Genomic DNA, 22,018 nt, shown 5'->3' with positions numbered 1-22,018 from the left:
AATGATTAAGCTCTAGTCTAATTAAACAAATAATTCAATACATTTTAAAAATCAACACTCTTTATTAACAAAGCCAAAGTCATACAGGAAAATTTATTCATGGCAAAAACCACAGATAAAGTCCAACTTGCGCTTGGGGACCATGCAGCCAGACAGCTTGCCAATGCCACCAAGACTGTTCCACAACTTTCCACCATCACCCCACGCTGGCTGACTCATTTATTACAATGGTTACCTGTAGAAGCAGGTATTTATCGCGTCAACCGTGTCAACAATACCGATGACATTCAGGTGGCCTGCACGCAACGTGATGAGGCGACCCTGCCACAGACCTTTGTGGATTATGACCCTCAGCCACGTGAATATTTCCTCAACGGCGTTTCAACCGTTCTGGATATTCATACCCGTGTGGCGGATTTATATAGCAGTCCACATGACCAGATTAAGGAACAGTTACGCCTGACCATTGAAACCATTAAGGAACGTCAGGAAAGTGAACTGATCAATAACCCTGAATATGGTTTATTGGCCAGTGTGGCGGATGAGCAACGTCTTTCAACCCTGAGTGGCCCACCGACTCCAGATGATTTTGATGATTTGTTGCGTAAGGTCTGGAAAGAGCCAGGCTTCTTCCTTGCCCATCCAGATGCGATTGCCGCATTTGGCCGTGAATGTACCCGCCGTGGTGTGCCACCACCAACGGTAAGCCTGTTTGGTTCACAGTTCATTACCTGGCGTGGTGTACCTTTGATTCCATCCAATAAAATCCCTGTGGAAGATGGCAAAACCAAAATCCTGTTACTGCGTGTTGGGGAAAAACGTCAGGGTGTTGTCGGCCTGTTCCAGCCAGGTTTGGCAGGTGAACAATCTCCTGGGCTTTCTGTACGTTTTATGGGCATTAACCGCAATGCCATTGCATCTTACCTGATCTCACTGTATTGCTCACTCGCCGTTTTAACTGATGATGCCCTTGCGGTACTCGAAGATGTGGAGGTGGACAAGTATCATGACTACCCAGTTAACTACAAGTAATCTAAACGGTAGTCCAACGGGTTCTGAAGTGGTCGGTGTTCAGCCACCGCCCAACTTCCCAGATGAAGCAACACTTTCACGGCTTGCCTCTGAATTTTTTGCGGCATTGCCCAGTTCTGGGAATGGTCATCCATCTGGCTTGAATCTGGACTTGCCGAATGTCGGCACGCCACCACATCCTCCTCAACCTGCCGAACCATTGGCAGCGCTGAGTGGACGTATACCCAATATTGCCTATGAAAAAAGTTTAAACCCTGAATATCCTGAGCATATTCCGAATTATCCAGATTATCCTGAGCGTCGGGCGATTGCATCTGCGCCTGTGGTCGGTGGTGCAAACCTGCCTAAACCGCCACTTGAGCCGAATTTTCCACAGGCAATTCATAGCCCACCCAATGTGCCTTTGGTTGAACCAACACATCCCTCAGCCCGTGATGCTTCACCTTTTTATTTTTTAAATGATTTTGCTGCGCCCTCCGTGTCAAATTCTGAATTTGATGCGGCACAGTTTGCCACCGCACAATCATTTCAACTTCCTCAAGGTGATGGATTAAAAAGCTTGTTGCAGGATGAACCTAAAATCCAGTCTCAACCTGCCCATAACGCATCTTCTGGCTTTTACTTTCTGGATATTCCATCAACGCATCAGGCATATGGCAATTACCAGCCCTCACAACCACAATTTGTTGCCAGTGCAGCTCAGCCATTGGATGTGCATGCCATCCGTCGTGACTTTCCCATCTTGCAGGAACGGGTCAATGGTCGTCCTCTGGTGTGGTTTGACAATGCAGCGACCACGCAAAAACCGCAAAGCGTGATTGATCGGATTGCCTATTTCTACCAGCATGAAAACTCCAATATTCACCGTGCAGCGCATGAGTTGGCAGCTCGAGCCACCGATGCCTATGAACATGCCCGTAATGTGGTGGCTCGTTTTATTGGGGCGAAATCATCCAAGGAAATCATTTTTGTTCGAGGCACTACCGAGGGCATTAACCTGATCGCCAAAACTTGGGGTGAGCAAAATATTGGTGAGGGTGATGAGATCATTGTCTCGCATCTGGAGCATCACGCCAACATTGTGCCGTGGTTTCAGTTGACTAAAAAAGTCGGGGCAAAACTGCGTGTGATTCCTGTGGATGATACGGGACAGATCATTTTGGCGGAATTACCCAAGTTGATTAATGAACGTACCAAGCTGATTTCCATTACCCAGGTTTCCAATGCCTTAGGTACGGTGACACCTGTTCCCGAAGTGATCCAGATTGCCCATGCCAAAGGTGTACGGGTATTGGTGGATGGCGCACAGTCTGTTTCACATATGCCCACCGATGTACAGGCGCTGGATGCTGACTTTTTCGTATTTTCTGGTCACAAGGTATTTGGCCCAACAGGGATTGGCGCAGTTTATGCCAAACCTGAACTGCTCGAAAGCATGCCTGTCTGGGAAGGCGGTGGCAATATGATCGAGGATGTCACCTTTGAGCAAGTCATTTACCAGCCCGCACCAAACAAGTTTGAGGCAGGCACAGGCAATATTGCCGATGCGGTGGGTCTAGGGGCTGCACTGGAATATGTCGAGCATCTTGGTATTCATAATATCGCCCGTTATGAGCATGATCTACTGGAATATGGTCAACATGCGCTGAGCGGTGTTAAGGGCTTGCGCCCGATTGGCACAGCCAAAAACAAAGCCAGCGTGATGTCTTTTGTGCTGGCTGGCTATTCAACTGAACAGGTTGGTAAGGCGCTGAATCAACATGGTATTGCGGTCCGATCAGGCCATCACTGCGCCCAGCCGATCTTGCGTCGTTTTGGTGTGGAACAAACTGTTCGCCCCTCTCTGGCATTTTATAATACCACTGAGGAAATTGATTTACTGGTGTCGGTGTTGCATCAGCTCTCGAGAAATAAGCGCACTGTTTAGTGTTTTAATGTCACAAGGAAGCTGCCATTGGCGGCTTTTTTGTTTTCGCAACAACAATCTACACAAATAATTTCTGTACTTGCATCCCCTATTTTTACAAGATTAAGCTGCTTATCAATTTAAAAAATGCTTGACATTAAAGCTAACTTTAATCTTATGCTGTTTATAGAAATAGACAATTTCCATGAATTATAGAGGTCAGATCAAGATGCAAACTATACTCGGTGCAAACGGACAAATCGCTCAGGAATTGGCTAAAGAGCTAAAACGTAACTACACATCTGATCTTAGATTGGTCAGTAGAAATCCTAAAAAGGTCAATGACACTGATCAAGTTTTTCCTGCCAACTTGCTGGATCAAACCCAAGCTGAACATGCCATTCAAGGCAGTGAGATTGTATATTTTGCCGTTGGTTTACCGATGGACACAGATATGTGGGAACAGCAATTTCCAGTCATGATGCGCAATGTCATAGATGCCTGTAAAAAGTATCATGCCAAACTGGTATTTTTTGATAACACCTATATGTATCCACAAAACAATCAACCGCTAACTGAGCAAACTGAATTTGCACCTGTAGGACGAAAAGGTAGGGTTCGGGCAGAAATCGCCAACATGCTGTTGAAAGAGATGCAGGCAAAAACTATCACAGCCATGATTTGTCGTGCACCTGAATTTTATGGGATAGGCAACACTCAAAGTATTACCAATTCGCTGATCTTTGATAACCTGAAACAAGGCAAAAAGCTCAAAGTGTTTTTAAACGATAATACCTTGAGAAGCCTGATCTGGACACCCGATGCCAGTAAAGCAATGGCATTGATTGGCAATACGCCTGATACCTACGGTCAAACTTGGCACTTACCAACCGATGATCACCGACTAACTTATAAACAGTTTATTGCATTAACCTCAGAGCTTTATGGCAAGCGCCTCTCCTATAGCGTGATTCCTAAATGGGTCTTAAAGATCGGCAAGTTATTTAGCCCACAACTCAAGGAAGTACAGGAGTTGCTGCCACGCTATGCACAAGACAATCTGTTTATTTCAGATAAATTTAAACAACGTTTTCCTGAATTTAAGGTCACAACGTATAGACAAGGAATTGAACAAATTCTAAAAGAACAACAGCAATAAATCCTCTAAAACGCTATCAAAAATCGCATGATCTTTAGCTTGCTCATGCGATTTATCAAATTTTTATCCCATTTTTCATATTTATCCCATCTTTTGTGCAAAGCAGAAATTCAGATATTTTTTGCGTTATTGCTTATTTTTCTTATTTAAAAATTGCCATTAATCTAGCCTCAAGTTGTTATAACAAGTTGCTGACAAATGAATCAGGCATTGCTCAATAAAGTGGATGGCGAACGACCTTTGTATGATCAGGTTTACCAAACCTTATTACAACAGATCGGTGATGGGACTTATCCAGTCCAGCATAAACTCCCCTCTGAAAAGGAACTGAGTGAATTATTTAATGTCAGCCGTATCACCATTCGTCAGGCCTTAAATCAACTCCAGCTTGAGCATCTGGTTTACAAAATTCAAGGCAAAGGTACTTTTGTCAGCGCACCAAAAACATTCCAGAACATTTCCCAGTTACAGGGCTTTGCCGAAGCTATGCGTAATATGGGACATGAAGTGTTTAACGTGGTGAAAGAATTTCGCTTTATTCCAGCCACACCGCAAATTGCATCGAAACTCAAGCTTTCGGTCAACAGTATGGTGGTTGAGATTAAACGGATTCGTTTGGTGGATCGCAAACCTGTTTCCTTTGAATTGACTTATTTACCTGAAGCGATTGGTGTGGCGTTGCAACAGATTAATCTTTCGACTCGTGATGTGTTTTTAGCCATTGAAGAAGATTTATCCATTCCGCTTGGACATGCCGATTTAAGCATTGATGCCGCCCTTGCTGATGAAACATTGAGTGAATTGTTGCAAGTGGAAATCAATGCGCCACTGCTACGAGTGGAACGATTGACCCATAACCATGAGGGACATCCCATTGATTTTGAATACCTATATTTCTCAGGAGAGAGCTTTCAATACCGTTTAAGGGTAGATCGAAAGAAATCCAAATAACTTTTTAAGGGGGCTTATGCAATAAGCCCTTACAAGACCCGTTATCGAGGCAAAACATGAATACCGTTTATTTAGACTATGACCTTGTGGTCATCGGTGGGGGGACGGCTGGCCCAATGGCAGCGATCAAGGCCAAAACCACTAACCCTGCCCTGAAAGTTTTATTGATTGAAAAGGCCAATGTAAAACGCAGTGGCGCAATTTCAATGGGCATGGATGGCTTAAACAATGCCGTGATTCCTGGCTATGCCACGCCTGAGCAATACACCAAGGAAATTACCATTGCCAATGATGGCATTGTCAATCAAGCCACTGTTTACGCTTACGCCAAACATAGTTTTGCGACCATTCAGCAGCTTGATCAATGGGGCGTGAAATTTGAGAAAGATGAAACAGGCGAATATGCGGTCAAGAAAGTACATCACATGGGCGCATACGTGTTGCCAATGCCTGAGGGTCACGACATTAAAAAGGTGTTGTACCGTCAGTTAAAACGAGCACAGGTCAAAATCAATAACCGTATTGTCACGACAAAACTCCTTAAAAATGCTGACGGCGCGATCAATGGCGTATTGGGTTTTGATTGCCGTACGGGTAACTTTTATGTGATTAAAACCAAAGCTGCGATTTTATGCTGTGGTGCGGCTGGGCGTTTGGGCTTGCCTGCTTCGGGTTATTTAATGGGAACTTATGAAAACCCAACCAATGCAGGCGATGGCTATGCAATGGCGTATCACGCAGGTGCGGAACTGTCCAATCTGGAATGTTTCCAAATCAATCCATTGATCAAGGATTATAACGGTCCTGCCTGTGCCTATGTCACTGGTCCATTGGGTGGCTATACCGCCAACAGTAAAGGTGAACGCTTTATCGAGTGTGACTATTGGTCAGGTCAAATGATGTGGGAATTTTATCAGGAACTGCAAAGTGGCAATGGTCCTGTGTTCCTGAAAATTGACCATTTAGCCGAAGAAACCATTCAGACCATTGAGGAAATTTTACATACCAATGAACGCCCAAGTCGGGGACGTTTCCATGAAGGACGAGGCACCAATTATCGTCAGGACATGGTGGAAATGCAGATTTCCGAAATTGGTTTTTGTAGTGGGCACAGTGCTTCTGGTGTTTGGGTTAATGAAAAAGCTGAAACTTCCGTTAAAGGCTTATATAGCGCAGGCGATATGGCAGCCGTACCGCATAACTATATGTTGGGTGCCTTTGTCTATGGCTGGTTTGCAGGCACCAACGCGGCTGAATATATCGCCAGTGTTGGAGATTCAGAACTGAATCAGGAGGAGATTGAAGCGGAAAAAACTCGCATTTTTGCACCATTGCATCGTCCACAAGGACTGTCTGCGGAACAAGTGGAATATAAGTTGCGCCGTATGGTGAATGACTATTTGCAACCACCAAAAACTCGCCAAAAGATTGAAATTGCCCTCAAGCGTTTTGAGGAAATCAAAGCGGATATCGCCCAGATTAATGCCACCCATCCACATGAATTAATGCGAGCGGCGGAAGTTTCGGTGATTCGGGATTGTGCGGAAATGGCAGCACGAGCATCCCTATTCCGTACTGAAAGCCGTTGGGGTTTATATCATTATCGTGCTGATTTTCCTGCCAAGAATGATCAGGACTGGTTCTGTCATGCACACCTAAAAAAGGATGAACACGGCAATATGGTCAGCTTTAAAAAGCCCGTTGAACCGTACCTGATCCCGATTGATGAGCAGGAAGCGAATTCATATAACTTATTACGTATTCAGAAAAAATTAGTGGCTGACCCAGCCTAAAAGAGATCACGATTATGGCGTTTATTTTTAAGGAAATTGCCCACCGCACTGCTGCTCCTGTGCTGGTGGATGAAGATAAATGTATTGCTGATAAAGGCTGTACCGTCTGTGTCGATGTCTGCCCAATGGATTTATTGGCGATCAATCCAGATACGAAAAAAGCCTATATGCAGTTTGATGAATGCTGGTACTGCATGCCATGTGAGAAAGACTGCCCGACTGATGCCATTCAGGTCAACATTCCATATTTACTTAAATGAGGGGAACACCATGCAACTCAACAAATTAGCGAAAAGCATTATTTTAAGCACGACTTTACTGTCTATTTTTAGCGCAGCACAGGCCGAAGACATCCGTATAGCGATTGGTACACAGGACACCACCATTAACTGTGCCACGGGTGGCTTGTTGATTCGTGAATTGAATCTATTGCCTAAATACCTGCCAAAAACAGGTAAATATAAAGATGCCAAATATGACATCGTCTGGAAAAACTTTACCTCTGGCGCACCCTTGACCAGTGAAATGGTGGCAGGTCGTCTGGATATCGGTGCAATGGCAGACTTCCCTGCGGTGAATAATAATGTTGCCTTTAAAAAGACAGGCAAGGAAAGTATTTTCCTCACTGTCCTGTCTGGCAGTACCACAGGCAGTGGTAACGGCATTGTCGTGCCTGTGGATTCAGACGTGACCTCGATTCAGGAACTCAAAGGCAAAACCATTTCTGTACCGTTTGCCTCTACTGCACATGGCTTGTTGTTACGTGCCATTGCAGCTCAAGGCTGGGACCCAAAAACCGATGTCAAGATTATTGCCCAAGCGCCAGAAGTCTCTGGCCCAGCACTCAAGAGTAATAAAATTGATGCCCATGCTGATTTTGTACCCTTTGCTGAATTATTTTCCTATCAAGGTTTTGCCCGCAAAATTTATGATGGCGCACAGGCTAAAACCCCAACCTTTCACGGTTCTTTAGCCAATAAGTCTTATGCACAACAATATCCTGAAATTATTCAAGCCTATTTAAGAGCAACCATTGAAGCAGATCAACTAATTCGTAAAGAACCTGAAAAATACAGTGAACTGATTGCAGCCAAAACAGGTATTCCTGCTGAAGTGGTGTATTTATTTCACGGCCCTTTAGGCTTACAAACTCGTGACCTGACATGGAAACCTGAATATAAGAAAGCCACCCAAACCGCAGTTGAAACCCTGAAATATTTGGGCCGTGACGATGTCGATATTGATGTGAATCAGTTTATTGATGATCAATATATCCAAAAGGCGTTTAAGGCAGCAGATTTAAATTACACGCAACAACTTAAAAATTATGCCCAAGCGCCACTGGTGGCGAAAGATGCCCTGACACAAAAACCTATCCAGAGCTTTGAGCGTGTCTCGCAAATCTGGGTCAAAGGTGAAACCAAAGTGCGTAGTTATGTCACCCCTGAAAATGCCTTTAAAGATTTAAAGAATTTGCAGAAACAGGGCAAAACCATCCGTGTGGTGTACAACCAAGACCGTGATTTAAAAATTAAAGTACTGGCAAATCTAGCATGGTATGCCACCGATAAAAATGGTCAGATCAATGCGTTCTTGTTGCGCGGCAATGCCAATAATTGGGCAAAAGCGCATGGCGGTAAAGTTTATGACTTTAATAATGCACAGAAATTGGTGAAGTGATCAACTCCCTCCTAACCTCCCTTTAGAAAGGGAAGAGTCTCACGAATCTTAGTCAGTCTTTAGACTCGTGAAAAGTCCCCCTTTTAAAGGGGGATTTAGGGGGATTTTGAGATTTAGGAGAAATAAATATGAATAGTTTAGCGGACACCCAACCAATTCAGTCTAAGGCAATCCGCCCTGTGTTTAAATTTTCCAGACAACAGACGATTTCTTATGGCTTGAGTGCGGTTTCGATTATTTTAAGTGTGGTGTTGTGGCAATTGCTTTCCCATTACCATATTAATTTGGGCATCGTGAATTTTGCCAATGTCCCCTCACCATTGGATGTTGTGCGTTCATTTGTTGCCTTTGTCGAACTGGATACTGCCCTTGCCCATGTCAAAGCCAGTATTGGACGAGTATTAATAGGCTTTGTTTTGGCTGGGTTTGTGGGCGTGATTTTAGGTTTATTGATTGGTTATTCCAAAACCATTGCTGCGATTTTTATGCCGCCACTGGAAATTTTACGCCCGATTCCTGCGGTGGCATGGATTCCATTGGCGATTTTAATATTTCCCTCATCTGAAGCATCGATGATTTTTATTACCTTTTTAGGTGCATTATTTCCGATTTTGCTGAATACCATTCATGGCGTGGAAGCAGTGGATCGACGTTTGATTGCATCGGCAAAAAGTCTCGGTGCGGGTCAATTTGCCATTTTACGTGAAGTGATTATTCCAGGTTCGTTGCCAAGTATCACCACAGGCTTGGCAATTGGTATGGGCACCTGCTGGTTCTGTCTGGTCACAGCCGAAATGATTTCTGGGCAACTCGGTATCGGCTATTTCACTTGGGAATCTTTTACCCTGCAAAACTATGCCGACATTATCGTGGGCATGTTATTGATCGGGGCTTTGGGGATGTTGAGTAGTGCCTTATTACGCTATCTCGGCAAGAAACTCACCCCGTGGTATCAGTTAAGGAAAGCATAATATGAGCACAATCTCTGAAAATGATTCAGTCGGGCATATCCATTTAAAAAATATCAATCTGCATTTAGGACAGGATAAACAACGCTTTCAGGCGCTTGATCATGTGTCCTTTGATATTCAGGCAGGTGAATTTGTGTGCCTGTTAGGGCCATCAGGTTGCGGTAAATCTACTTTACTCGGTGCATTGGCAGGACATTTACCAATTAGTTCAGGCACGATGTTGCTAGATCAACAACCAATTGCTAAACCATCTTCTGATCGTGGTTTAGTATTTCAGCAACACACCCTATTCCCTTGGAAAAGTGTACTGGAAAATGTCTGCTTCGGTTTAAAAATGAAAGGCATCGCCAAAGCAGAACGGCTACAACAAGCCCAGCACATGATTGAACTGGTCGGACTCAAAGGCTTTGAACATAAATACCCTGCCGAACTCTCAGGTGGCATGCAGCAGCGAGTCGAAATCGCCCGTGTATTGATTAATCAGCCTCGTGTGCTGTTGATGGATGAACCTTTTGGCGCACTAGATGCCCAAACCCGTTTAAAGATGCAGGAATTACTACTAGAAATTTGGCAGAACATTCAGACTTCAGTGCTGTTTATCACCCATGATATTGATGAAGCCTTATTTCTTGCAGATCGGGTGCTGATTATGAGCCATCGACCTGGACGAATTATTGAGGAAATCAAGCTGGATTTTGCTCGTCCTCGTCATGTCGATTTGGTCACTTCGCCTGAATTTACCCAGATTAAAAAACATTGTATTCAAGTATTAAAACATGCCACGCAAGTTGAACTCAGCCGCCTCAATCCATTAGGCCTGAATCAGAAAGTAGCCGTTTAGGAAGATTAAAATGAGTATAAATTATCCAACACCACCTGATCTTGATGAAGATTATGCCGATTATGTGTTGCAGCTCAATCAGGATGATGAAAATATCCGTTTTGTGGCGATTATGAATATCGCCGATGAAGAACAGCCTGAATTATTGGCTTGGTTACACTATGCGGTATTGCATGATTCTGCCTCCAAAGTACGTGAATTAGCAGCCACCCGTTTGGAGGGTTGGGAGGATGCCACCTCGCTACACACGTTGGCGCAAGCATTAACAGACATTCATGAAAATGTCCGTTTAGCTGCGGCACAAAGTCTCAGTGAAATTAAAAAGCCTGAATCTGCTGAACATTTAGCGACTTATTTACAACATCAGGATGATTTTGTCATTGCCTCCATCTTACGGGCAATCAGGGAATTACGAGCTGAACATTTATTTGATGATATTTTACAGCATGTGCAACATGCCAATCCGTTGGTGCGTAAAGAAGCGGTCAGCACATTAAGCTGGCTACAAAAACAACAAGGCTTGGCGGCTTTGGCAAATATTGCCCAACATGATCATGATGCCGAAATTCGCCGTATTGCCACAGGTGGCTTGGGTGCAAGCCAAAATCTCAGCCCTGAAATACTGGCAGCTTTGCAGAGTTCACTCATAGCCGAAGAATGGCAATTACGGGTCGAAGCAGCATTGACTATTGGTAAGCTGAAAGCGGTCGAACTGGAAAATATCCTGTTGCAACAACTGGATGATGTGTATTGGCAAGTACGAATTGCGGTAACTCGTAGCTTAGGTTTACTCAAAGCTAAATCTGCAATTGCAAAATTACAGGAAAATTTCCAGCATGACATTAGCAACTTGCGTAAGGAAGTCGCCATTGCATTAGGTGAAATTGGTGGCGAACAGGCACAGGATATTTTACTTGCCCATGCAGAAGACCCTGACCCAGAAGTGCGTAAATCTATTCGTATTGGGCTGGCCTTGATTCAGGAGAAACTCAATGCAGCTTGAACCGACTGAGATCAAGGTCAATGTTGAACAGCAACGTTTATTGCTGAGTTGGGCAGATGGTCAGCATAAGGATTTTAGCCATGAGCAATTGAGAGCCAATTGCCCCTGCGGATTTTGCCGTGCCAGTCGTTTATGCCAGAAAGAGATTCAGTATCCTGAAAATGTTGCCATTTCAGCGATTTACTCACAAGACTACGGCATTCAAATCTGCTTTGATGATGGACATGACAAAGGCATTTTTCCGTGGGCCTTTTTGAAAGAACTTATGGTTTAACAAGAACATTCAAAGTGATGAAAATATCTTTAACAACTCTGCCATTTCATCATTTTGAATGATTCACTCCTTAAAATATCGAGGTTAAATCAGTCCAGCTATTCATCATTCGCTATAAAAATAAATTCTTTGGAAATTTCCATGCAACCATCAGATACCACACCTCCGATTCAATCTGTCTCCTTCTGGGATGCTTTTCGCTTCTGGCTTAAATTGGGGTTTATCAGCTTTGGCGGACCTGCTGGCCAAATAGCGGTAATGCATCAGGAACTTGTGGAAAATAAACGCTGGATTTCTGAAAAAAGATTTTTGCACGCACTCAACTATTGCATGTTGTTGCCTGGTCCTGAAGCACAACAACTCGCCACCTATATTGGCTGGTTAATGCATCGAACCACAGGCGGTCTCGTTGCAGGGACCCTGTTTGTTTTACCCTCCCTGTTTATCCTGATTGCCCTGTCATGGATTTATGTGCAGTTTGGTGATCTACCGATTATTGCAGGCCTGTTTTACGGAATTAAACCTGCCGTAACCGCAATTGTATTCCATGCAACTTATCGCATTGGCAGCCGCTCACTAAAAAATGCTTATCTTTGGTTGATTGCTGTGGCTGCGTTTATTGCCATCTTTGTGTTCAACACCCCTTTTCCCTTAATCATTTTAGCGGCTGCGATTGCTGGCTATGTGCTGAGTAAGCAAAAACCAGATTTATTTAACGCTCAGGCTTCCCATCAAAATGATCATAAAAGTTATGGGGCAGCCCTGATTGATGATGATACCCCCACGCCTGCACATGCAATTTTCCATTGGGCCAGACTCGCCAAAATCCTGAGCATTGCAGCATTGCTTTGGTTTGCTCCAATGCTGGTTTTGACTCTGGGACTGGGATGGCAACATGCCTATACCCAAATGGCATGGTTCTTTACCAAAGCTGCCTTGCTGACTTTTGGCGGTGCGTATGCGGTTTTACCCTATGTCTATCAAGGTGCGGTCAATCATTATGCATGGCTGGGTCCAACCCAGATGATTGATGGTCTGGCACTGGGTGAAAGTACCCCAGGCCCACTAATCATGGTGGTGGCTTTTGTTGGCTTTCTGGGCGCATATAACCATGCATTATTGGGTGCTGATCATTTATTTTTAGCTGGGACAATTGGGGCAGTTATTGTCACTTGGTTTACATTCCTGTTTTCCTTTGTGTTTATACTGGTGGGTGCGCCAATTATTGAATCCACTCATAATGAGTTGAAATTTACTGCGCCACTTGCCGCCATTACTGCTGCTGTGGTCGGTGTCATTCTCAATCTTGCCTTGTTCTTTAGTTATCATGTGCTCTGGCCAAACGGCTTTCATCACCCTTTTAATTATGAAGCGGCATTTATTACTTTGGCTGCATTTATTGCACTATTCAAATTTCAGCTCAATGTGGTGTATGTGATTTTTGCTTCGGCCTTTTGTGGTTTAATCCTCTATATGAGTGGTTAAACATGTATACACAACTTAAGCAATTATAAGTACCAGATTGTGTCACTCAGTTGTTTTATTTCAGATTGATCATGACTGACATAGAGCATCGGAATTTTAATATCTTGTTTGACGCGTTGAAAAAAAGGAATGATCTCGGCTTTATGCGCCGTATCCAGTGCAGATAGTGGCTCATCGAGAAGCAGCAATTGTGGCGAGTACAGCAACGCTCGACCTAAAGCCACTCGCTGTTTTTCGCCTCCAGAGAGCTTAATCGGCATCCGCTCAACCAGATGCTCCAGCTTGAGCAATTCAATTATATAGTCCAGCTCAAATTTTCGTTGCTGCGGTGCAATATGCTTAAAACCAAACAGTAAATTCTGTTTGACATTTTTATGTGGGAATAGCTGAGCGTCCTGAAAGACCAAACCTACGCGACGCTGTTGCGTACTGAGATAAATGTTCTGACCTTGATCGAACCAAGTCTGGTTCTGGATTTTAATCCACCCCGATTGTGGTCGGATTAAACCTGCTATGCTGTGTAATATGGTGGTTTTCCCCGAACCAGAAGCCCCAAATAAACCAATCACCGATTGATCAGATTGAAAGCGTTGTTCCAAAGAGAATTGCCCTTGTTGTAGCTGTATATGACAATCAATCATGCTGAATACCCGCGCTTATTTTTCTGATAGCGATTGAACCACTGCGCAAACCATAAGGCAAAAAACGCTACCGATAAGGACAGGATAATCAATCGCCATACTGCCGTTTCGGTATCAGGCTGCTGCATCAAGCTATACATGGCCAACGGCAAAGTACGGGTTTCACCAGTAATATTGCCAACAAAAGTGATGGTTGCACCAAACTCGCCTAAGCTACGGCAAAAACATAAAATACTGCCGACTAAAATCCCACTGCTTGCAAGCGGCAATGTCACCTGCATAAATGCACCAAAGGCAGAAGCACCCAACGTTTTGGCTGCCATTTCCAGACGTTGATCAACCAGTTCAATCGCCAGTCGAATGGATTGCACCAATAAGGGAAATCCCATCACTGCGGATGCCAATACTGCCCCTTTCCAGTTAAAGGCAAATTCCAACCCCAACGGCGCAAGATATTGTCCTAAAATACCGCGATTACCAAATACCTGTAGCAGCAAATAACCAGGCACTACAGGTGGCAAAACCAAAGGCAGAAACACCAAAGTTTCAAACAGGGATTTACCCCAGAATTCCTTTCTTGCCAATATCCATGCAATCAGGGTCGCAGGAACTAAACTAGAGACCAGACAAGTCGCTGCCACCTTACATGACAGTTTCAGTACTTCCAGTTCTTCAGGAGTGAGCATCATCATTATTTAGAATACGCAGACTATATTTTCCAAGTCTGGGCTAATTTTCTCCATGCACATACCCCCATCATATTGCTCAGCATCGCTAATTTAGTCAGGTTGATCTTCAAATTTCGCTATATTTCCACAAATATAGCGAATAATACAGTTATACAGAATACCTTAAATCAAAAGCGATCATCATGAATATTTTTTTGGACTCAAACAAAAAATTGTTATTCAGGCAACTTTAATCGTGTTAAGCCAGCAATATGTGTAACAAACTGGTTAGAGGAATCATTTGCTACAGCTTAGCGCAAACTTAAAAACTTTAACGCTCTAGCTGAATATCCTGATTTTGTCGAATGGTTTGAATTTCCCTGCCTTCAGGATCGACATAAACCAGCTCCACACGGCGACTTAGGGCACGCCCCATTTTCGGGTTTTCATTTTCAATCAGTTGGGTCTTACCTTTTGCCTCTGTCGCAATACGATTTAGAGCAACACCTTGCTGAGTTAGATATTGAGATACTGCCTGCGCACGACGCAAGGACAATTTTAAATTATATTGTTCATTTGCCTGCTGATCGGTAAATCCATACAGTGTCAAGGTGTAAGCTGGATGCGCTGTTAGGAAGTTCACAATCTGATTGAGTACATTGATGGAATCTTGCGATAAAACCGCCTGATCCAAAGCAAAATGCACAACATTCGGCACAGGTTGATCAGCAACCTGCCTATTTTCAGAGATGACTGTTTTTTGTTGCGGCGACCAAATCGGCCAAGGCCCTGCAACACCATGACATCCCTGCTCAATGCCATTCAGTTCCTGTAAAGATGGATAACTAATTTTCGGAAGCTGTTGAGGAACATCTGCACTGCAACTAAACGCCCGACTATTTGCCTGATCAATCAAGCGCTGTGCTGATAAAAACAGTTCCCGTGAATGCCGCCAGCCCAACTCACAATGTTCAGCAGCTGCCCAGACCAGCATCACCTCTGCCTGTGCAACCTGAGACTGGGCACAGGAAAAACCCGCATGCTGTTTCAATAATTCAGCATTTGCCCATAAATCCCGACGCATTACACTTGAGGTAGACAGAATCGGTGTGGTTAAACTTAACTGCTTAGCCTGACCCTGCTCCAATGCCACTATAATCATTTCCGCCTGAGCAAGAGCCTCCTTTCGCGCAGCTTTTGCGCTTTTTTCACTTCCCTCATGGGCTGCATAAGTCAACCATGCGGCAGCTTTGGCAGCATGATAACGTTCAATTCCCTGTTCATTCAAAAAAGGAACGAGACGTGCCTGCAAGGCAGCAACCTGTTGGTCTTTTGGATTATAAATGCCTGTTTGGACTGTGTTTGGGGAATCTTGTGCCGTAACAGGTGCAACCAACTGATCAGGATTTTCTGCCCAAACCATCACGCTCCAGCAAACCGCAACAGTTGCAGCACCACGATAAAATTGACGCAAGACAGGTGTGACATATTTCATCTTTATGGTTCTCTTGAAGCGTTCACGGTAGAATTGTTGCGAGAAAACAGGTTCTCATCAAACTTGAATCTAAAGCGTACATATGCGCCCTGAATCGTTGTGTCACTATCCACCAGATCATCATCTTTATAGCCAGAGAAGTTATAACCACCTGATAACCAGAGGTTTGCAGCCAGCAGATAGCCCACTTCCGCCCCAACCAGAACACGGCGGCCCGAACTCATGTTCGACCATAACACACCTGTATGAACACCCGCATCCCAACGTTCATTGATGTCATACATTGCCCGACCACTGAGCATATGTGTCATACCACTTGACTCCAAACCAGAGAACGTGGTGTCCACATTTTTAACCGCATATTGGCCTGAAAGGGTAATATCGCGACCTGGATGATAATTCAAGTGATTTGAGAAAATATAGACATGCTTTAGGTATGGATTATTTAAATCTGACTTGTTACTGTCATAGCGGTATTCCACCTTGGTCAGCGCATCAAAACGATTGTGCTCAGTGTCACGGTAGGCAGCACCCACCTGGAAACGATCAACCAGGCGATCACCACTGTTTTCATTCTTGCTGTCAGTCAGGCTAACTACATTTTTCGCCAATAAAGTCACATCATCGGAATATTTGTAGGCAATACCCAGATTATTCAGGATGGTGTCAGACTGGTCAGCCCAACGTGCTTCAATTCTCGCAACAGCTTTCCAGTTTGGATTGGCCAGATATTCCACACCTAAAGATGCAGCAGTATTATCGGAATTTTGGTTATCGGTATCTGCTTTTGACAATGACTTCACCTGTTCAAAGCTGGTGGTTGCATAGAAGCCTTTTTCCAGTTCCCAACGGTTACGTAAACCGATTGCAGCTTCAGCTTCACGAGCGCTGATACCATCACGAACACGATATTCACTAAACGCTGTGCCGTTATTGTTATATTTGCTATCCAGACCAAACACTGTGACATTACGACGCTGATTGTTATTTAGGTCATACAATCCCTGAATACTAGACACCAACTCATGGCGACCATAGGCACGTAGTTTTGAATTAATCTGGTAATTCGCACCCAAGGCAAAAATACGGCGCTCAGCTTCGGAAACATCCTGCTCATATTCAGCAAAGACATTTGAACCCTGCCAAGGAAGCTGTGTGGTGATTTTTGTACGTGCGGTTAAACCATGATATGGCGCTGTTTGTGAAGCCCCCAACAGTGCTGGATTCTCAGACTCATCATAATATTTCAGGCCCAGCTCAACTGCCACAATACGGCTGATCGCACGTTCAATACTGGCAGAAACACCTTGATTGACACCACTTTGCAAATCTTCAGTACGGATAGCCTCCAGTTTTGCCAAACCGATCTTACCCAGTTGCGCACGCCCTTTTATACCACTTTCCTTACGTCCAGCAGTGATTGGTGCCGCAGTGTTATAGAACCCAGTATCTGCCTGATTATGGTAGGTTTTCAGCTCCATATTCTTATAGGCATAGTTCAGTTCAACGCGAGCCGCATTCCCCGACAATTTACCTGTTGCATCTGGTGTGGTGTTAATCTGTGTTAAAGAGTTTAAACCGTCATTGATATTTTCAGAACGGGCAAACTCAGCAATCAATTTACCCTTGTCGGCAAATTTCACCACGGTATTGACACTGGCCAACTGGTCCTGCGTCAGTGGATTATTGCTTTTTACATAAGCCCCACCCACTTTCACCTGATCAAGCAGCTTCACCGAGCCTGTAACACCACCAACCGTGTATTCATCCCCACCCTGATCAGATTCCACTGTAATACGCAGATAGACTGGATTCAGGTCAGCATCGACACTTGGTACAGGATCTTTTAAGTAAATGCTGTTGCTAAAGGTATCCACTTCATAATCAGTAAAACGTGCCAAAGTGCTACGCGAAATGATCAGGCCTGGATTATTGCGGTCACGGGTAACCACCTCAACTTTTTCACTATTGGCAAGCACATCATCGGTATTGACATTGCCCATGCTATAAGGACCCGAAATCCCCATGGCACGTTGTTCATTGGTCACCTGTTGCGTATTGGTCTGCGCAGCAAAGGCCGTTACTTTATAGCGGTCTGTTTCGACAGCCCCACGAACACCTGTTAATGAACGGCTATATTGACCTAAAGCCAGGCCCTCATCATTTTCGGTACGTGTAACATAATCACCGTACATGGCATAAGAACGGCCTTTATCCACACGCACGTAGAGCTTACTGGTTGTTTGTGCATCAAAACCTTTCGCTGCCGAGTCACCATAAACTGGATAATATTCATCTGGACGAATATCACGGAACAGACGCTGATTTTTATCCTTGTCAGAATCATAGGCAAGAGTCAGTAGATATTCACCCTTGACTTTACCTTTCAGGAACATGGCTGCACGCCCTGTCACATTGCTTTTGCCATTATCTGATGATGAAATCTCTTGCAGTTCTTCCTCAAATCCATCCTGCGAACGGACATTACTTAACTGTTTCGGATCAAATTTCTTAAAGTTAATTGATCCTTCCACCAAACCAACTGCGATAATCGGACGTAGATCAGGTAAGAAACGTATTGGTGTACTGCTATGGAAAATACCACTTTCAACCGACAGCGTTCCTTCCCCTGCCTCGATTGGCGCCTGTATTGGTACAACAAGCGTACCGCCCTCAACAAAGACCTGAATACCAGGTTGTTTTGGGTCCAGGTCAGTCAACTCAATTTTACCAATCGAGCTGTCGAGCGTAACAGGCGTACGGCTAGAAACCAATGTGCCATTACGGTCAACAATTTTCATGGTCACGTTAAAATAATCACGGCCGTTGGCTTGCGGTTGTACTTTGGCTGACTCAAGTAACAGCTTATCCATTTGGTCAGGGACAATCACATTGACCTGTTTGCTATCCCGAACATTGCCCATCATGTCGACTTGACGAACTTCAATACTGTTTTTACCCACAGCAAGATCGACACCGATAAAATCCAGACCTGCAACCTGTAGGTCAGGCAATATTGCGCGCTTACCAATTCGTTTCTCAGAAACCTGTGTGCCATTTACCCACAGTTGTAGTTGTGTGCCAGCAGCACCCTTAACCTGAACCGCTGTTTGGGCATAACCAAGAAGCTGCCCATCTTTTAAGTTGATAATTTCTAGCTGATTATTGGCAGCATTTTCCAGCACTGTTTCCAGACTAAGCATTTTCGCAGCTTGAGTGGATTCGGCTGGCACACTCTCAGTTGCTGCCAATGTTTCATTCAGTGGCAAGGCAACTGAAGAAGCAACGCCAGATTTTTCTGGTTCAAAAGTAACCTCTTTCAGTTCCTTAACCTGTTCCTTGGAAAAATCAAGGTTACAATTGGCCCTGATTCCCTGTGCCGAGATACAACCACTTGCTGGCTGACCTTTAACATCGGTAATTTTGGAAAAAACTGGATCAATTGTAAGGTCTGAACGTAACACCTGTTCTAAATTGGTGTTGTCCTGTTCAATGCGTTTTTTACGTTCTGCTATCTGCTGCAATAAGGCTTGCGAACATTGTCCTGTACCATTGGCAATTGCAAAATCGGCACGATGTAGTTCACCACGTTTTAAATCCACAAAACGGCTATTTGGATCACCTGCCTGACGATTGCCAATTAACACCAACTCAGAATCAACTGGCAAACTGGTACGATCAACCTTTAAGACGTGGGTTTTGGCACTGATCCCATAAAAATCATATTTACCTTCACTGTCAGTCACCACATAGCTACCATCTTCAAGGTAAATACGCACACCTGGCACACCGACTTCACCTGCATCCTGTACCCCGTTACGGTTACAGTCAGTAAAAATCTTACCGACAATAAAACCATCAGAGATCATTGCGCCAGGCGTTACTTCTACTTTTGCAGATGCTTCGTTTGATTCGACTCCCTGACCATCTTTTGCCCGAACACGGTTAATGCCATCACCATTCAAGGCATTTGGACCAATATAGACGCGATACTGAACCTTAACTTCCTTACTTGGAGTCAGTGTACCTAAACCTAGTTTCAAATAAGGACCTTTTCCACCCAATGGATCAGCAACCCTGGTTCCATCAACACGCATGGATCCTTGCACATAGATAAAGCCTCTAGGCAAGGTATCAGTAATCGAAACATCTTTGGACTCAACAGTTCCACGATTGGCAACTGTCACGGTATATTCTTCAAACTCACCGATTTCCGAGTTTTTATTGGTCGCAACTTTTTGTACAAATAACGGCGAGGTTGGTACAGCCAAATCAGGATCAATTGGAATATCGATATTTAGTGCTGGATCACCATTATTTAAGGTAAATTTGCCAGCATAAGACCATTCCAGATCAACAGCCTTATCCGCAGGGAAACTTGGATAAACCGATTTATCACTGACAAAGCTATAACGTGTATTTCCAGGAATTGTGGTTGTATCCACAACAAAACTGTAGGTTCCTGCTTTAACAAGGGGATAAATAAATTCACCCTCACTATTGGTGACCTGCTTAGCTGGAATTGTAACCAGTTCTCCAGTCTGCTCATCAAGTTTGTATGCAACATTGTCCGCAATTGGCTGACCATTCTGGTCTAATAGGGTTATGGTTGCCCCTGCCACAGGTAAACCTGTCTTGGCATCAAACACTGTTCCATATGGATCCATAAGTACCTGAGTACTAATATCGGTAAATGTCTGGGTTGAATTACCCTGCGTATCCAGACAGTCCGTCAGGCTAACTTGTACTTGATCGCGTTTGACTGTTTGTAATAATGAATCATAAGCAATACCTACACCTGCAAATGCGGTTGGTAGCGTGTAATGGAATACGCCTGTATTCGGGCCAGTTTCTACACCAATGACCTCTTCAAGATCACCTGTCTTGGTTGATTTAATCTTAATCTTTACCTTGTCCGCAGTATAACGGTCCGCATTACAGCTGGCATTTTGCGCTTCAAGATAAAGTGGTTTATTCACGCTGCCTGTAGTCAAGACATTTTGGAAATCACCAGATTTATTATTAATCGCTGCGAGACCACCTACCACGGTTAAAGCAGGATTAGACAATACCTCTTTTTGGCTATTTGTGGTTGCATACGAAACTTTATAGGTATTTTTAACCGTTGTTTTGGCAATGTTACGGTTCATTGTGACCGTAAGGTCAACCTGTTCGGTTGTATTGGCGTCTATTTGTGGAAAGCCAACCACCAATTGATCAACCTTGCTTAAGTCACCTGGCAAGGTCGTTGTATAGTTATTGCCTGTTTGCTTATACAAAACCTTGGCCTGCGTATTTTTTAACTGTGCAGACTTAAATGTTGTATTGGCAGGCAGATCATCAACTAAAAGCACCATTTTCTGTGCCTGACCATCGATCATCACATCCACTGGTCTTGCCGCTTTTTTACCTTGATTGGTTATGGCCAAAGTATAGTTAAGGTCATAGCTGGCATTGGCTGACGGCTCAAAAGTTTTCTGGGCAACCTCTTTGGTTGCAACCAGTTGTGGTCCATAGCTGATGGCACTATCTGTAGCCGTTGCTATTACACTGTTGTCTTCAACAAGTGTTGCTTTTAACGGTAAATTTAACTGCTGACTCTCGGTCAGGGTCGCACTCGCTGTTGCAACGACCCACAAATGAACGCTCTGGCCTACCGCCAAAGCAACAGTGGTTGTCAGTTGTTGATCATCGGTGTCGAATTGACCGTTTTTATTGGTATCTACATAAATTTTAACATTGCTTAGTTCATTTATTGTTAACGCTTCTAGCTGTACATTGACAGGAGCATTACTATTGTTGACTAAGGTATTTGCCCAAATAACACGTGTACTTGGTTCAATTTCCTGAACTGGTGGAGTAGTTAAAGCAATTGCGTAAAGAGCAGAAATATTGATTTCGACGGTATTTGAAACTGATTGTTGGGATTTACCATCGGGTGCAACATAAGTTGCATAGGCAATATTTTGGATAGAGCTACCCACTTCAGGCATATTCGCTGCATAACCATACTGCGCTGACAATATTGATACTGTCAACGTTGATAACATGAATGTCATGTTATGGAATGCGTTAGATTGCTTCTGTTGTAGCACAGCGCTTACCCTTCAACTAAATAG

Annotated in this window: 16 protein-coding genes; 12 read left to right on the top strand and 4 right to left on the bottom strand. The window is 44.0% G+C overall.

The window, feature by feature from the left end; genetic code table 11:
* Nucleotides 1-99: 99 nt before the first annotated feature.
* The 12 genes from QTA56_RS08290 (at nucleotide 100) to chrA (ending at nucleotide 13,095) form a co-directional block, all read left to right on the top strand.
* Nucleotides 100-1,032: a family 2A encapsulin nanocompartment shell protein gene (locus QTA56_RS08290; protein ID WP_267980466.1), complete on the top strand. Its 933-nt coding sequence runs from the start codon at nucleotides 100-102 to the stop codon at nucleotides 1,030-1,032.
* Nucleotides 1,007-2,959 carry a family 2A encapsulin nanocompartment cargo protein cysteine desulfurase gene (locus QTA56_RS08285; RefSeq protein WP_267980464.1) on the top strand — a complete coding sequence of 651 codons (1,953 nt, stop codon included), beginning with the start codon at nucleotides 1,007-1,009 and terminating at the stop codon, nucleotides 2,957-2,959. The genes QTA56_RS08290 and QTA56_RS08285 overlap by 26 nt, the downstream gene beginning before the upstream one ends.
* Nucleotides 2,960-3,167: 208 nt before the next feature.
* Complete coding sequence (locus QTA56_RS08280; RefSeq protein WP_267980462.1) at nucleotides 3,168-4,097, top strand: NAD-dependent epimerase/dehydratase family protein; 930 nt, start codon at nucleotides 3,168-3,170, stop codon at nucleotides 4,095-4,097.
* Nucleotides 4,098-4,295: 198 nt separating this feature from the next.
* Nucleotides 4,296-5,048 (top strand): GntR family transcriptional regulator, encoded by a 753-nt coding sequence (locus QTA56_RS08275; protein ID WP_267980461.1) that lies wholly within the window; start codon nucleotides 4,296-4,298, stop codon nucleotides 5,046-5,048.
* Nucleotides 5,049-5,104: 56 nt separating this feature from the next.
* The gene (locus tag QTA56_RS08270) at nucleotides 5,105-6,841 is read left to right on the top strand and encodes a fumarate reductase/succinate dehydrogenase flavoprotein subunit (RefSeq protein ID WP_267980460.1); all 1,737 of its coding nucleotides are present in this window, start codon (nucleotides 5,105-5,107) and stop codon (nucleotides 6,839-6,841) included.
* 14 nt (nucleotides 6,842-6,855) lie between these two features.
* Nucleotides 6,856-7,101, top strand: coding sequence for a 4Fe-4S dicluster domain-containing protein (locus QTA56_RS08265; protein ID WP_267980458.1), 246 nt, complete (start codon nucleotides 6,856-6,858; stop codon nucleotides 7,099-7,101).
* Between the two features lie 10 nt (nucleotides 7,102-7,111).
* Entirely contained in the window at nucleotides 7,112-8,521 is a 1,410-nt protein-coding gene (locus QTA56_RS08260) for an ABC transporter substrate-binding protein (protein ID WP_267980455.1), read from the top strand.
* A gap of 128 nt (nucleotides 8,522-8,649) precedes the next feature.
* Nucleotides 8,650-9,492, top strand: a complete 843-nt coding sequence (locus QTA56_RS08255) for an ABC transporter permease (RefSeq protein ID WP_267980454.1) — start codon at nucleotides 8,650-8,652, stop codon at nucleotides 9,490-9,492.
* Nucleotide 9,493: 1 nt separating this feature from the next.
* Entirely contained in the window at nucleotides 9,494-10,333 is an 840-nt protein-coding gene (locus tag QTA56_RS08250; protein ID WP_267980453.1) for an ABC transporter ATP-binding protein, read from the top strand.
* Between the two features lie 10 nt (nucleotides 10,334-10,343).
* The gene (locus tag QTA56_RS08245) at nucleotides 10,344-11,336 is read left to right on the top strand and encodes a HEAT repeat domain-containing protein (protein WP_267980452.1); all 993 of its coding nucleotides are present in this window, start codon (nucleotides 10,344-10,346) and stop codon (nucleotides 11,334-11,336) included.
* Nucleotides 11,326-11,610, top strand: a complete 285-nt coding sequence (locus QTA56_RS08240; RefSeq protein ID WP_267980450.1) for a gamma-butyrobetaine hydroxylase-like domain-containing protein — start codon at nucleotides 11,326-11,328, stop codon at nucleotides 11,608-11,610. Before QTA56_RS08245 ends, QTA56_RS08240 begins: the two co-directional genes overlap by 11 nt.
* Nucleotides 11,611-11,751: 141 nt before the next feature.
* On the top strand, nucleotides 11,752-13,095 hold the full coding sequence (gene chrA / locus QTA56_RS08235) for a chromate efflux transporter (RefSeq protein ID WP_267980448.1): 1,344 nt from the start codon (nucleotides 11,752-11,754) through the stop codon (nucleotides 13,093-13,095).
* Nucleotides 13,096-13,118: 23 nt separating this feature from the next.
* On the opposite strand, the gene QTA56_RS08230 is transcribed toward chrA, so the two are convergent.
* The 4 genes from QTA56_RS08230 to QTA56_RS08215 form a co-directional block, all read right to left on the bottom strand.
* Nucleotides 13,119-13,736, bottom strand: a complete 618-nt coding sequence (locus QTA56_RS08230) for an ATP-binding cassette domain-containing protein (RefSeq protein WP_267980446.1) — start codon at nucleotides 13,734-13,736, stop codon at nucleotides 13,119-13,121.
* Complete coding sequence (gene modB, locus QTA56_RS08225; protein WP_267980575.1) at nucleotides 13,733-14,431, bottom strand: molybdate ABC transporter permease subunit; 699 nt, start codon at nucleotides 14,429-14,431, stop codon at nucleotides 13,733-13,735. The genes QTA56_RS08230 and modB overlap by 4 nt, the downstream gene beginning before the upstream one ends.
* Nucleotides 14,432-14,735: 304 nt before the next feature.
* Nucleotides 14,736-15,899: an OmpA family protein gene (locus tag QTA56_RS08220; RefSeq protein WP_267980444.1), complete on the bottom strand. Its 1,164-nt coding sequence runs from the start codon at nucleotides 15,897-15,899 to the stop codon at nucleotides 14,736-14,738.
* A 2-nt stretch (nucleotides 15,900-15,901) separates the two neighbouring features.
* Nucleotides 15,902-21,994, bottom strand: a complete 6,093-nt coding sequence (locus QTA56_RS08215; protein ID WP_267980442.1) for an SdrD B-like domain-containing protein — start codon at nucleotides 21,992-21,994, stop codon at nucleotides 15,902-15,904.
* Nucleotides 21,995-22,018 lie beyond the last annotated feature (24 nt).

Origin of the sequence: Acinetobacter thutiue, assembly GCF_030385805.1 — a bacterium.
GTDB classification, from domain to species: domain Bacteria; phylum Pseudomonadota; class Gammaproteobacteria; order Pseudomonadales; family Moraxellaceae; genus Acinetobacter; species Acinetobacter corruptisaponis.
Note: the sequence above shows the minus strand (reverse complement) of the source record. Positions and strands in the feature narration are given on the sequence as shown.